Origin of the sequence: Streptomyces sp. HUAS YS2 (genome assembly GCF_033343995.1) — a bacterium.
GTDB lineage: Bacteria > Actinomycetota > Actinomycetes > Streptomycetales > Streptomycetaceae > Streptomyces > Streptomyces solicathayae.
This window is the reverse complement of the sequence record NZ_CP137573.1, coordinates 762,979-776,183: the sequence shown is the minus strand read 5'-3', so window position 1 is coordinate 776,183 and position 13,205 is coordinate 762,979. Positions and strand designations below refer to the sequence as shown.

10 protein-coding genes are annotated in these 13,205 nt (G+C 72.8%); 5 read left to right on the top strand and 5 right to left on the bottom strand.

From position 1 onward, the window contains the following. Positions 1 to 48 precede the first annotated feature (48 nt). Positions 49 to 1,242 carry an ROK family protein gene (locus R2D22_RS03725; protein ID WP_318101197.1) on the top strand — a complete coding sequence of 398 codons (1,194 nt, stop codon included), beginning with the start codon at positions 49 to 51 and terminating at the stop codon, positions 1,240 to 1,242. Positions 1,243 to 1,307: 65 nt separating this feature from the next. Here the strand turns inward: R2D22_RS03725 and R2D22_RS03720 are convergent, their stop codons facing one another. From R2D22_RS03720 to helR, 4 genes are all read right to left on the bottom strand, one after another. Further along, entirely contained in the window at positions 1,308 to 1,793 is a 486-nt protein-coding gene (locus tag R2D22_RS03720; protein WP_318101196.1) for a VOC family protein, read from the bottom strand. Between the two features lie 191 nt (positions 1,794 to 1,984). Beyond that, on the bottom strand, positions 1,985 to 2,941 hold the full coding sequence (locus tag R2D22_RS03715) for a hypothetical protein (RefSeq protein WP_318101194.1): 957 nt from the start codon (positions 2,939 to 2,941) through the stop codon (positions 1,985 to 1,987). Between the two features lie 299 nt (positions 2,942 to 3,240). After that, the gene (locus tag R2D22_RS03710; RefSeq protein ID WP_318101193.1) at positions 3,241 to 4,719 is read right to left on the bottom strand and encodes a glutamate-cysteine ligase family protein; all 1,479 of its coding nucleotides are present in this window, start codon (positions 4,717 to 4,719) and stop codon (positions 3,241 to 3,243) included. Positions 4,720 to 4,829: 110 nt separating this feature from the next. Continuing rightward, the gene (gene helR, locus R2D22_RS03705) at positions 4,830 to 6,998 is read right to left on the bottom strand and encodes an RNA polymerase recycling motor ATPase HelR (protein WP_318101192.1); all 2,169 of its coding nucleotides are present in this window, start codon (positions 6,996 to 6,998) and stop codon (positions 4,830 to 4,832) included. Between the two features lie 306 nt (positions 6,999 to 7,304). On the opposite strand from helR, the gene R2D22_RS03700 reads away from it, so the two are divergent. The 4 genes from R2D22_RS03700 to R2D22_RS03685 all read left to right on the top strand — a co-directional run bounded on the left by R2D22_RS03700 (position 7,305) and on the right by R2D22_RS03685 (position 12,338). After that, a complete protein-coding gene (locus R2D22_RS03700; protein WP_318101191.1) occupies positions 7,305 to 8,816 on the top strand; it encodes a flavin-containing monooxygenase in 1,512 nt (503 codons plus the stop codon). A gap of 40 nt (positions 8,817 to 8,856) precedes the next feature. After that, positions 8,857 to 9,816, top strand: a complete 960-nt coding sequence (locus R2D22_RS03695) for an AurF N-oxygenase family protein (protein WP_318101190.1) — start codon at positions 8,857 to 8,859, stop codon at positions 9,814 to 9,816. A gap of 126 nt (positions 9,817 to 9,942) precedes the next feature. Beyond that, on the top strand, positions 9,943 to 11,571 hold the full coding sequence (locus R2D22_RS03690; RefSeq protein ID WP_318101189.1) for an FAD-dependent oxidoreductase: 1,629 nt from the start codon (positions 9,943 to 9,945) through the stop codon (positions 11,569 to 11,571). Between the two features lie 56 nt (positions 11,572 to 11,627). Then, positions 11,628 to 12,338, top strand: coding sequence for a TetR/AcrR family transcriptional regulator (locus R2D22_RS03685; protein ID WP_318101187.1), 711 nt, complete (start codon positions 11,628 to 11,630; stop codon positions 12,336 to 12,338). A 50-nt stretch (positions 12,339 to 12,388) separates the two neighbouring features. Here the strand turns inward: R2D22_RS03685 and R2D22_RS03680 are convergent, their stop codons facing one another. Next, positions 12,389 to 13,198 (bottom strand): crotonase/enoyl-CoA hydratase family protein, encoded by an 810-nt coding sequence (locus R2D22_RS03680; protein ID WP_318101186.1) that lies wholly within the window; start codon positions 13,196 to 13,198, stop codon positions 12,389 to 12,391. Positions 13,199 to 13,205 lie beyond the last annotated feature (7 nt).

The window sequence follows — 13,205 nt, the reverse complement described above, 5'->3', positions numbered from 1 at the left end:
ATAGAATCAATATTGGAAGAAGATATTCATTTACTCTACGTTGCCTCCGTGTCGTCGAACCTCTCCCGGCCGTTGGTCACCGCACCGGCCGAAACCGCCGTCCTCGCCCTGCTGTTGGCGGAAGGACCCCTCAGTCGTGTCGAGCTGGCACGGCGCACGGGACTCTCCTCGACCGCCGTCACCAAGGCCGCCAGGCCACTCATCGACGACGGTTACCTGTACGAACTCCCACCGGAGCGCACCGCGCCCGGGGCGGGCCGCCCGGTCAACCCGCTCGCGGTCGTCCCCGACCGGGAGTTCTTCGTCGGTGTGAAGATCAGCATCGACCAGGTCTTCGGCGCCGTCTGCGATCTGCGGGCCGGCATCAGGGCCACGGCGGTCAGGCCGCTCGACGCGTGCACGCCCGAGGCGGCCGCCGCCCTCGTCGGCGAGCTGGTCGACGAACTGCTCGACGCCGACCCCGCGTTCCGGGACGGCACCCGACACCTCGGCGTCGCCATGAACGGCGACGTGGACCGCGACAGCGGCACCGTCCGCCGCTCCGGCCTCCTCGGCTGGCGCGACGTCCCGCTCGCCGATCTGCTCACCGCCGCCACCGGTCTGGCGGTCACCGTCGAGAACGACGTCCGGGCCCTGACCGTCGCCGAGCACTGGTTCGGCGAAGGCGTCGGCACGGGCTACTTCGCGCTGGTCACCATCGGCTCGGGCATCGGATCCGCCCTCGTCGTCAACGGGCGCCTGCTCACGGGCGCGTACGGCGTCGCGGGCGAGGTCGGACACATCTGCGTCGACCCGGCCGGTCCACGCTGCCGCTGCGGCGCACACGGCTGCGTCGAGGCGATCGCCTCGACCGACGCGATCCTCGCCGACGTCCGCGACCTCACCGCGAACCCGGACCTCACGCTGGACGAGGTCGTCGGCCTGGCCCGCGACGGCCGCCCCGCGGCGCGCGAGCGCTTCGCCCGGGCCGGACACGCCATCGGGGTCGGCATCGCCACCCTGGTCAACGTGATCGGACCGGAACGGGTCGTCGTCAGCGGCGAGGCGGTCGACGCCTACGACCTGCTCGGCCGCCCCATCCAGGACGCGTACGCCGCGCACGCCTTCGGCGCCGCGTCCCGCTGCCCCCTGTCGCTGCGGCCGCTCCCCTGGGAGGACTGGGCCCGCGGCGGCGCCGCCGTGGCGATCCAGGCGCTCTTCCCGCAGGATGCGCCCACGGCGGCGGCGATCACCGTCGGCTGACCGGTCCCGACACGGCCGAGACCCGCGTCCCATCGGACGCGGGTCCCGGCCCGGGCAGCGGGGCGTCAGCTCCCGTTCGACCCGGCGTCCATGGACCGCATGGCCTCCGCGGCCCGCTTCTCCATCTCGTCCGCCGGAACGTCCTCGATGTGCGTGGCGACGTTCCAGCGGTGGCCGAACGGGTCCTCGAACTGACCGGTGCGGTCGCCGTAGAACTCGTCCTTGACCGCCCGCAGCTCCTTGGCGCCCTGCGCGAGGGCCTTGGCGAAGACCGCGTCGACGTCCTCCACGTACACGTGCAGGGTGACCGGCGAGCCGCCGATCGCCTTCGGCGAGCGGAACTCCATGTCCGGGAACTCGTCCGCGAGCATCACGACCGAGTTGCCCAGCGCCAGCTCGGCGTGGCCGATCCGGCCGCCGGGCGCGGGCATCCGCATCCGCTCGGTCGCGCCGAGCACGGAGACGTAGAAGTCGATCGCGGCCGCGGCGCCGTCGACGCAGAGGTACGGCGTGATGCGCGGATAGTCCTCGGGAACGGGCAGGACGGGCATGGTCTCGAGCCTTTCGGAAGAGTGACGGTCACCGCCGACCGCCGCATGCGAACACTGATATCCCCACCCGCGCCGGACGGGGCCGCCGCCGCGCGGCGGCCCCGCGGCGGATGCCCCGAAGGGCGGCGGCACCGGGCACACCGCGGGCGCCTGACGGGGGGATCGCCGTCAGGCGCCCGCTGTCGACCGCGTCAGGCGCTGTCGGTGGTGCCGGTCGTCCTCGTATGGCGCAGCAGGGTCGAACCAGCCAGCGCGACCACGGCCGCGCCGCTCAGCAGCGCCGTCGCCTTCGCCCAGGCGAACGTCGCGCCCAGACTGCCGTCCAGCAGATCGACCGTACGGACGCTCGCCACCGCGTGGAGGGCGATGACCCCGACCGCGAGGCCCGCGGCGGCGGCCCACACGACCAGGGTGTCCCGTGCCGCGAGCCAGACACCGCACACCAGACAGAGCGCGGTGACGACCACGGACAGGGTCTCGGAGAAGCCGCCCGAGCGCAGACCCGCGAGGTCCGTGGGCAGGTGGATCAGGCCGCAGGCGAACAGCGCCAGCGCGGCCGGCCAGCGCAGCGCCGACCGCAGCTCGGGGGAGGCGGTGTGGCTGCCGGGACCCGCGGCCAGCGCGCCGTCCAGGGGCGACAGGACCGGCCGCGAGGGTCCCCGCCGCCGCTTCCTGACCGCGGCGGCGATCGGGCCGACCTTCCGGCCGTCCCGCGGATCCGTCTTCTCGCCGCCCTCCGGGCCGGGGCCGGCCTTCCGTCTCCCGGTGTCCGCGTCGTCGGAGCCGAGGATGTTCACCAGCGCCACGACGTCCTCGATCGGGCGGCCCACGGCCGCGGCACGCAGCGTGGTCTCGGCCTGACGGAGGTCGTAGCCGGATTCGCCGAGCAGCTCGACCAGTTGCCGTACCTCGTCGAGGGGCCGGGACACGGCCGCCGCGCGCAGCGCGACGTCCGCGGGGCTGGACATCTCCCCGGTCTCCTTGAGTCGGGCGACGAGCCCGACGACCTCCTCCACGGGACGCTCGGTGGCGGCCGTCCACAGGACGGTGTGCACGGCCTCCTCGCCCGCCTCGACGGGCTCGCTCGGCTCGGCGGCCTCGATCTCGGCTTCGTCGGGACGGTCCGGGCCCGCCGGGGCAGCGGCCACGAGGAGGGGCGTGGGGGACTGCGGCGTGCCGGGAGCCTGGTCCGGCGGGAGGGGAAGCCCGGGATCCGGTGCGGGAACGGGCCCCGCTATTCGGTCTGCGTCGCCGTTCGCCGGATGGCTGGGGAAGGGGTCCGGGGTCATGCTGCTGGCTCCGATCGTGGAACAGCCCGTGGGCGTCCACCGTGTTGACTCGTGAGACGCCAGAAAGCGCTCACTTGAGTACAACTAGTGCGCAGTTCATGACGCTGCGCCATCCGGAAGCCGGGCGGATGGTCCGTTGGAGCGAAGATCCGCCCCGCTCAGTCGACGGGCCAGGTGTGCGCCGGTGCGTTCAGATGCATGTAGTCGATGTACTGCCGGGTCATCCGCTGCAGCGCCCGGTGCCGGTCCACATGGCCGATGTCGTGGATGTGGTGGAACATCTCGGACTGCCACACGGCGCCGTTGCGCCCGCTGACGCAGCGCTGCTCGATGATCCCCAGCAACGGCTCCCGCCAGGCCGCGTCCATGCCCAGCCGTTCGAGCCCGCGGTCCGCCAGCGGCAGCAGCCGCCGCAGCACCAGCTCGGTGGCCGGCACCTCGCCCACGCCGGGCCAGTACAGCTGCGCGTCGATGCCGTGGCGCGCCGCGGCGTGCAGATTGTCCTCCGCGACCGCGAACGACATCCGGGACCAGACCGGCCGGTCCTCGTCCACCAGGGCACGGACGAGCCCGTAGTAGAAGGCGCCGTTCGACAGCACGTCGGCCACCGTCGGGCCGGCGGGCAGCACCCTGTTCTCCACCCGCAGGTGCGGCACTCCGTCCACGACGGCGTAGACGGGACGGTTCCAGCGGTAGACCGTCCCGTTGTGCAGGGTCAGCTCCGCCAGCGTGGGCGTCCCGCCGTGGTCGAGGGTCTCCTGCGGGTCCTCCTCCTCGCACAGCGGCAGCAGCGCGGGGAAGTACCGCGCGTTCTCCTCGAAGAGATCGAAGACGCTGGTGATCCAGCGCTCGCCGAACCACACCCGGGGCCGCACCCCCTGCACCTTGATCTCGTCCGGCCGGGTGTCCGTGGCCTGCTCGAACAGCGGGATACGGGTCTCCCGCCACAGCTCTTTGGCGAACAGGAACGGAGAGTTCGCCGCCAGGGCCACCTGCACCCCCGCGATGGCCTGCGCGGCGTTCCAGTAGTCCGCGAACTCGTCCGGCGACACCTGCAGGTGGAACTGCGTGCTGGTGCACGCGGCCTCCGGCGTGATCGTGTCCGTGTACGTGCGCAGCCGCTCCACCCCGTCCACCGAGATCAGCAGGTCCTCGCCGCGCGCGGAGAAGATCTGCTCGTTCAGCAGGTGGTACCGCGGATTCTCGGACAGGGCGTTCGGGCCCACGTCCTCCAGCTCCAGCGTCGGCAGGATCCCGATCATGACCAGGTGCGCGCCGACCGCGGCGGCCCGCTCCTCGGCGTGGTTGAGCGCGTTGCGGATCTCCTGCTCCCAGGAGTCCGGGCCGCCCGCAGTGAGCCGCCGCGGCTCGATGTTGATCTCCAGATTGAACCGGCCCAGCTCGCTCGACCAGGAGGGATCCGCGATCGCCTCCAGGACGTCCGTGCTGCGCATCACCGGTTCGGCGGTCTCGTCCACGAGGTTGAGCTCGATCTCCAGGCCGACCTGCGGCCGCTCGAAGTCGAAACGCGACTCCCGCAGCATCTGGGCGAGCACGTCGAGGCAGCTGTGCATCTTGTTCCGGAACCTGCGCCGGTCGTCACGGGTGAACACCAGCGCGGGGACGTCGCGGCCCATGCAGCCCTCCCGAGTCTCCTCGGCAACCACCTTCAGCGTCCCACTTCGGCGCCGACCCAACCACCGAGGCCGGTGGCCGGGCCGGCGGGCCCGGCCCCCGGCCGGGGGTGTCAGGAGCTCGTGAGGACGACGAGCTGCCGGGTCGCGCGCGTCATCGCGACGTAGCGGTCGACGGCTCCCTCGATGCCCTCGCCGAACGTGTCCGGGTCGACGAGGACGACCAGGTCGAACTCGAGGCCCTTCGACAGGCTCGGAGTGAGCGACCGGACGCGGGGCGTCTCCGGGAACGTGCCGACCGCGATGTCACCCGTGCCGATGACGCAGGCGACGCCGTCGGCGTTCTCGGCGAGCCAGCCGCCCAGGACCGAGTCGAGGTCGGCGACCGATCCGTACGCGACGGGGATGCCGCTGCTGCGGATGGACGTCGGCACGTTGGCGTCCGGCAGCGCGGCCCGGATGACCGGCTCGGCCTCCGTCATGATCTCTTCCGGGGTGCGGTAGTTGACGCTCAGGGAGGTCACGGTGATCCGGTCGATCCCGGCCCGCTCCAGCCGTTCCCGCCACGACTCCGTGAACCCGTTCCGGGCCTGGGCGCGGTCGCCGACGATGGTGAAGCTCCGGGACGGGCAGCGCAGCAGCAGCATCTGCCATTCGGCCTCGGTCAGTTCTTGCGCCTCGTCCACGATGACGTGCGCGAACGGGCCCGCGAGCAGGTCCCGTTCGGCCTTCGGCAGCGCGGAGTCGTCGATCAGGCTGTCCTGGAGGTCCTTGCCGTGCAGCATCGTCACCGCGCCCTCGCCGTCGTCGTCGGAGGCGATCACGTTGGCGATGACGCCGGCCATCCGCTCGCGTTCCGCGGCGACGGCCGCGTCGCGCCGGCGCTTGCGCCGGGACGCCTGCGGGTCGCCGACCCGCTGCCGCGCCGCGTCCAGGAGCGGCAGGTCGGAGACCGTCCATGCGTGGGCGTCCGCGCGCTGCAGCGTACGGACCGCGTCACGGTCGAGCCAGGGGGCGCACAGACGCAGGTACGCGGGGACCGACCACAGGTCGCCGACGACGTCGGTCGGTTCGAGCAGCGGCCACGCGCCGTTGAGCGTGTCGACCAGCGCCTTGTCCCGCATGAGCGAGGCGCGGAACTGCTCGGGCGTGACGTCGCGGTCGAACCGCTCCATGAGGATCGAGACGAGCTCCTCCCAGATCTGCTCGCGCCCCTCGTTGTGCGGGATGCCCCGGCGTGCGCTCTCGAAGGCCTCGGTCCAGTCGTCGGCCCCGACCCGGATGTCGCCCCAGTCGGTCGTGACCGTCATCCCCTCGGCGGGCGGCTCCTCGTAGAACCTGACGGCCTTCTCGATCGCCTTGACCATGGCCGCGGACGACTTGAGGCGGGCCACCTCCGGGTCGGTCTCGATCGCCGCGTCGGCTCCCTCGTCGACCAGGTCCCGCAGGGTGCAGGTCTGCACACCCTCCTCGCCGAGGCTCGGCAGGACGTCCTCGATGTAGGACAGGTACGGCCGGTGCGGGCCGACGAACAGCACGCCACCCCGGCGGTGACCGAGCCGCGGGTCGGCGTAGAGGAGGTGCGCGGCGCGGTGCAGGGCGACGACGGTCTTGCCCGTACCCGGACCGCCGTCGACGACGAGAGCGCCGCGGGATCCCGCACGGATGACGGCGTCCTGGTCGGCCTGGATGGTGGCGAGCACGTCCCGCATCCGGGCCGACCGGTTGCCGCCCAGGCTCGCGATGAACGCGGACTGGTCGTCCAGCGCGGCGTGCCCCTCCAGCCCCTCGGCGGTGAACACCTCGTCCCAGTAGTCGCCGACCCGGCCGCCGGTCCAGCGGTACCGGCGGCGGCTCGCCAGGCCCATCGGGTCGGCGTGGGTCGCGGCGAAGAACGGCTCGGCCGCGGGGGAGCGCCAGTCGAGCAGCAGTCGGCGCCCGTCGCCGTCCGTGAGGCCGAGGCGCCCGATGTAGACGGGCTCGGGATCGTCCGCGGCGACGATGTGTCCCAGGCACAGGTCGAGGCCGAACCGGCGCAGGGTGCGCAGGCGACCGGACAGGCGGTGGATCTCCAGGTCCCGCTCCATCGCCTCCCGGCCGGCGCCGCCGGGAGCCCTGCGCATCTCGTCGAGGCGGTCGGACAGCTCGGCGATCGACTGCGCGAGGGCATCCTCGATGGCTGCGAAGTGCCGCTCGTCGCCGTCGATCAGCGCCGGGTCGGCCTTCGATGAGAGGCGGTCGGGCAGGTCGAAGGCGCTGGTGGTCACGGGGTTCGCAGGCATGCGGTGCATCTCGTTTCTGCAGGTGAACTGGCCTAGGCCTGCGATTTTGACCGAACAGGGGGGCCTTGCCGCAAGCCCCCCGGTGCGCTATAAGTTGAGAGTGGCAAGGAGTGGGTCGACCTCCTTGCCTTTCTTCGTCCGGTCCGGACGCGCAACCCCTCCGCGGTTCCTTCCCCTCCCCCGGCCACGCGTCATGCCCTGCTTCGGGTGTGACCTGGATCACATTACCGCCGGTATCTGAAACAGTGTGTCGCAGGTACATTGCCGCGTACAGGCCAAGACGGGGTCGGACAAGGGGAGACGGTCGTGGAGCAACGTCATGTCGATGTGCTGATCATCGGCGCGGGACTGTCCGGCATCAGCGCCGCCTGCCATCTGATCCGGGAGAACGCCGGCCGCACGTACGCGGTCCTGGAACGGCGGACCGGGATCGGCGGCACCTGGGACCTGTTCCGCTACCCGGGCATCCGCTCGGACTCGGACATGTACACCTTCGGCTACCGCTTCCGCCCCTGGACCGGCACCAAGATCCTCGCCGACGGCACGGACATCCGGCGGTACGTGCAGGAGACCGCCGAGGAGTACGGAGTCACCGAGCACATCCGCTTCGGACGTCGGGCCGTCCGGGCGAACTGGTCCAGCGGCGAGGGGCGTTGGACCGTCGAGACCCGGGACGAGACCACCGGCGAGACCGAGGTCCACACCTGCGCCTTCCTGGTCAACGCCACCGGCTACTACGACTACGACCACGGCCACCGCCCGGACTTCCCCGGCGAGGAGCGCTTCGGCGGCACCCTCGTCCACCCCCAGCAGTGGCCGGAGGGCCTCGACCACCGCGGCAAGCGCGTGGTCGTCGTCGGCAGCGGCGCCACCGCCATCACGCTCGTGCCCTCCATGGCCGAGGACGCCGCCCACGTGACCATGCTCCAGCGCTCGCCCACGTACATCATGAGCCTGCCGCGGCACGACCCGCTCGGGGTCCTGCTACGCAAGCTGGGCGTCCCGGCCGGGCCCGTCCACCGGCTCGGCCGCTCCCGCAACATCGCGCTGCAGCGGGCGCTCTACGCCCTGTGCAGGACCGCCCCCGGCGTCATGCGCAGGGTGCTGCTCGCGGGGGTGCGGGCCCAGCTCGGGAAGAGCGTCGACATGCGGCACTTCACCCCCTCGTACAAGCCGTGGGACCAGCGGCTGTGCGTGGTGCCCGGCGGTGATCTGTTCAAGGCCCTGAAGAGCGGCAGGGCTTCCGTGGTCACCGACCACATCGACACGTTCACGGAGAACGGCATCGTCCTGCGCTCGGGCGAGGAGATCCCGGCGGACATCGTCGTCACCGCCACCGGACTGCGCGTACAGATCGCCGGCGGCGCCGAACTCCGCGTCGACGGACGCCCCGTGACGACCCGCGACCACGTGGTCTACAAGGGCGTGATGCTCGACGGCGTACCCAACCTGGCCGTCATCCTCGGCTACACCAACGCCTCCTGGACCCTCAAGGCCGACCTCGCCTCCGAGTACATCGCCAAGCTGCTCGCGCACATGGACCGGCGCGGCTTCACCCACGTCACCCCGGTCGCCGGCGACGCCGACCGGGCCGCCGAGTCCGCCATGGGCGACTCGCTCACCTCCGGGTACATCGCGCGCGGCGACGCGGTCATGCCCCGGCAGGGCACCCGCGCGCCGTGGCGGATCCGGAACAACTACTACAGCGACCGGCGCGCCCTGCGGCGCTCCCCGATCGACGACCCGGCGCTCCGCTTCGGCCGCACGGACGCCGCGGCCCCGCGCGAGGACCGCCAGGACTCCGCCCCCGTGGTGTGACGGACGATCCCCCTTCCCCCGCCAGAGATCGAGGACCGTGATGACCAAACAGCAGACCTACGACGACACGCTCCGGACGCTGTCCGAGGGCTCGGTGCGGGTCCACTTCGACGCTTTCACCGACATCGACTGGGAGAACCCCGACTTCGCCGTCGACCCCCGGGACCCGCGCTGGATGCTCCCGGAGGCCGACCCGCTGGGCGGACACCCCTGGTACCGGGCGCAGTCGCCGGAACGCAAGGCGGAGATCGGGCTGTGGCGGTACGCCAACATCGCCAAGGTCGGCATGCAGTTCGAGAACGTGCTCATGCGCGGCGCGCTGGACTACCTGTTCTCGCTGCGCAACCAGGACCCCGAGTTCCGGTATCTCACCCACGAGATCACCGAGGAGTCCCATCACACCCAGATGTTCCAGGAGTTCGTGAACCGCACCGGCGTCGACGTGCACGGCGGACGGCTCTCCTTCCGGGTGGTCAGCCGCCTGCTGCCGCTGGCCGGTTCGCTGCTCCCCGAGGCCTTCTTCGCCGGCGTGCTGGCCGGCGAGGAGCCGATCGACCACCTCCAGAAGGCGATCCTGCGCTCGGGGGACGACGGCCATCCGCTGCTGCGGCGGATCATGCAGATCCACATCGCCGAGGAGGCACGGCACATCTCGTTCGCCCACGAGTTCCTGCGGCAGAAGGTGCCCGGGCTCGGGAAGGCGCGCAGGGGCACGCTGTCGGTCGCCTTCCCCGTGATCATGCGCGTCCTCGGGGACGTCATGGTGATCCCCGACCGGAGGACCGCCGAGAAGATGGGCGTGCCCCGGCAGGTGATCAAGGACGTGTTCTGGCAGTCCGCCGAGGGGCGGAAGCTGCTGCGCGACCTCTACGCCGACGTGCGGATGCTGGCCGAGGACATCGGCCTGATGAACAAGGTGTCCCGGCGGGTGTGGCGGGCGCTGCGCATCGACGGCCGCCCGTCCCGCTTCCGCGGCCAGCCCGCCACGCGGGCCACCTGACCGACGGGCCTGCCACGGCCGACCGGACGGCGTCGCCCGACCGGTCGGCCGTACGACCACGCTGCCCCGCGCCGCCCCGCACCACCGAGTCGCCCGCACCAGACTTCCGAAGCGGAGAAGCCCGCCATGCCCTACGTCGTCACCCGGTCGTGCTGCGCCGACGCGTCCTGCGTCCTGGCCTGCCCGGTGAACTGCATCCACCCCGCACCCGGCGAACCGGGCTTCGCCGAGGCCGACATGCTCTTCGTCGACCCGCTCGCCTGTGTCGACTGCGGCGCCTGCGTGACGGCCTGCCCCGTGGACGCGATCAAGCCGCACACCCGGCTCGCCCCCGCCGAGCTGCAGTTCCTCGACCTCAACGCGGCCTACTACGAAGCCAACCCGCACGGGGACCGCACGCCGCTGGCGCTCGTGCCCCGTCCGCGCACGCTGCCGGCGGGCGACCTGCGCGTCGCGGTGGTCGGTGCGGGACCGGCCGGCATGTTCGCCGCCGACGAACTGCTCGGACACCCCGGTGTGCGGGTCACCGTCCACGACCGGCTGCCCACCCCGTACGGCCTGGTGCGCGCCGGGGTGGCCCCCGACCACCAGGACACCCGCCAAGTCACCGGACTCTTCGGGGACATCGAGTCCCAGCCGGGGTTCTCGTACCGGCTCGACGTGGAGATCGGGCGGGACCTCCACCACGACGACCTGCTCCGCGACCACCACGCCGTGATCTACGCGGTCGGCGCATCGACCGACCGGCGGCTCGGCATCGACGGGGAGGACCTGCCCGGCAGCGTCTCCGCGACCGACTTCGTGGCCTGGTACAACGGTCACCCCGACCACAGCGCCGCCGCCCACGCGCTCGACTGCGAACGCGCCGTCGTCATCGGCAACGGCAACGTGGCCCTGGACGTCGCCCGCGTGCTGACCGCCGACCCCGAGGCGCTGGCCCGCACCGACATCGCCGACGGGGCGCTGACCGCGCTGCGGGGCAGCCGGATCCGGGAGGTGGTCGTGCTCGGGCGGCGCGGTCCGGCGGAGGCCGCGTTCACCGTGCCCGAACTGCTCGCCCTCGGCGCCCTCGACGGGATCGACGTCCTGGTCGAGGACTGGCCGCAGGGCCTGGCCCCCGATGCCACGCCCAGGACCGCCCTGCTCGCCGAACTCGCCACCCGGACCCCCGTACCGGGTCGGCGCCGAATCGTCCTGCGCTTCCTCACCGCGCCGACCCGCGTCCTCGGCGACGAGCGCGTGACCGGGCTGGAGGTCGCCCGCACCGAGCTGCGCGAGGACGCCGACGGTTCGGTACGGGCCGTCCCGGCGGCCGGGACGGAGGTCCTGGAGACCGGTCTCGTCCTGCGCGCGGTCGGCTACCGCGGACGGCGGGTTCCCGGCCTGCCGTTCGACGAGACCACCGGCACGGTCCCGCACGAGCAGGGGCGGGTCGCACCCGGCGTGTACGTGACCGGCTGGATCAAGCGCGGCCCCACGGGATTCATCGGCACCAACAAGACCTGCGCGCGGGAGACCGTCGCCGCGCTCCTCGACGACTTCGAGGCGGGCCGGCTCACCGGACCGGCCCGCGATACGTCCCCGGCGGCGGGCAGGGCGGTCGCCGCGGTGCGGCACGCCGTCGGACTCGACGGCTGGCGGGCGATCGACCGGGCGGAGCGCGCGGCGGGCGCCCCGCAGGGACGCCCGCGCGTCAAGATCACCGACCGGGACGACCTGCTCGCCACCGCCCGATCCGGACGGCGACCCTCCTGATCCCGCGCCGCCACCCGCCGAGGCGGACCCCCGGAGCGCGCACGTATCCTGCTCGAATGGCGGAGACAGCGAACCGGGGGGCCGAGGTCGAGCGGGCGGCCGAGGTCGACGGACGCTCGACGCGATGGAACGCGCACAAGGCCCGGCGCCAGTCCGACCTGATCGACGCGGCCGTGGCCGCCATCGAGGAGGACGGCCCCGGCGTCGGCGTCAAGCAGATCGCCGACCGTCTCGGGCTCCCGCGGTCCGTGGTCTACCGGCATTTCAAGGACCGGGCCGACCTCGACGAGCTGATCCGCCGACGCATCGTCGACTCGCTCATGGCCGACCTCGCGCCCACGCTGGAGCCCGGCGGTACCGTCATCGAGGCGATCCGGCGGGCCGTCGACGCGTATCTCGGCTGGGTCCGCCGGCACCCGCGCCTGCACGCCTTCCTGGGCTCGGGCGCCCCGGCGCCCGGGGAGGGGGCCGGCGTGGTCGCCGGGACCAAGGAGGCGATCGCCGTACAGGTCGGCGACGTGTTCTCGGTGGTGCTGAAGTCCCTCGGCGAGGACTCCGCCTCGGCGCCGTCGCTCGCCGTCGGCATCGTGGGCTTCGTCGACGCCACGGTCAACCACTGGCTCGCCGGCGAGCCGCAACGGCTGACCGGCACCCAGCTCGCGGAGCTGCTGACCTGCTCGATCTGGTCGGTCCTCGACGGCAACCTCCGGGCGCTGGGCGTCGAACTCGCCCCGGACCGCCCCATGTCCGACCTGATCGGCGCCTGACCGCAGCCCGCGTGGTGCGCCCGCGGGGCGCACGACACGGGCATCACGGGTCAGTCGCCGAAGGTGCCGTGGCGGCCCGCCCCGGCCGCGAAGCGCGCGGCTCCCGCGAGGGTCTCGCCGGCGGTCAGCGGGACCATTCCGTGCCGCAGTTCGGCGGCGAGCGCCTCGTGCTCGGGCAGCCCGTGCTGCTCGCGGACCGACAGCCGGTCGTGGCGCAGGCAGAGCTGCGGGAACGCGGCGATCTCCCGGGCCAGCTCCTCCGCAGCGGCGCGGGCGCGGCCCGGCGGTACGAGGCGGTTGGCGAGGCCGATCGCGTACGCCTCGGCGGCCGGTACCGCCCTGCCGGTGAGGATCAGGTCCATGGCGCGGCTCTCGCCGATCAGGCGCGGCAGCCGGACGGTCCCGCCGTCGATGAGCGGCACGCCCCAGCGGCGGCAGAACACGCCGAGGACGGCGTCCTCCTCGACCACCCGCAGGTCGCACCAGAGGGCCAGTTCGAGCCCGCCCGCCACGGCGTGGCCGGCCACGGCCGCGACGACCGGCTTGGTCAGGTTCAGCCGGGTGGGGCCCATCGGGCCGTCGCCGTCCGGCGCCACCCGGTTCCCGTCCTCGGTTCCGACGGCCTTGAGGTCGGCGCCCGCGCAGAACGTCCCGCCCTCGCCCCACAGCACTGCGACCGAGGCATCCTCGTCCGCCTCGAACGCCCGGAAGGCGTCCGCCAGTTGCGCGGCGGTCGGCCCGTCGACGGCGTTGCGGGCGGCGGGCCGCGACAGCACCACGGTCGTGACGGGCCCGTCGCGCTCGACCCGGACGGCGGGGGCGGCATCGGGCTGTTCCGGAGTCGCTGAGGTCTCGGTCATGGCGGCA

Bases quoted from the DNA above. Each gene is read 5' to 3' on its own strand.
- R2D22_RS03720 (WP_318101196.1), bottom strand. From the start codon at position 1,793: ATGCCCGTCCTGCCCGTTCCCGAGGACTATCCGCGCATCACGCCGTAC.
- R2D22_RS03710 (WP_318101193.1), bottom strand. From the start codon at position 4,719: ATGGGCCGCGACGTCCCCGCGCTGGTGTTCACCCGTGACGACCGGCGC.
- helR (WP_318101192.1), bottom strand. From the start codon at position 6,998: ATGCCTGCGAACCCCGTGACCACCAGCGCCTTCGACCTGCCCGACCGC.
- R2D22_RS03695 (WP_318101190.1), top strand. From the start codon at position 8,857: ATGACCAAACAGCAGACCTACGACGACACGCTCCGGACGCTGTCCGAG.
- R2D22_RS03690 (WP_318101189.1), top strand. From the start codon at position 9,943: ATGCCCTACGTCGTCACCCGGTCGTGCTGCGCCGACGCGTCCTGCGTC.
- R2D22_RS03685 (WP_318101187.1), top strand. From the start codon at position 11,628: ATGGCGGAGACAGCGAACCGGGGGGCCGAGGTCGAGCGGGCGGCCGAG.
- R2D22_RS03680 (WP_318101186.1), bottom strand. From the start codon at position 13,198: ATGACCGAGACCTCAGCGACTCCGGAACAGCCCGATGCCGCCCCCGCC.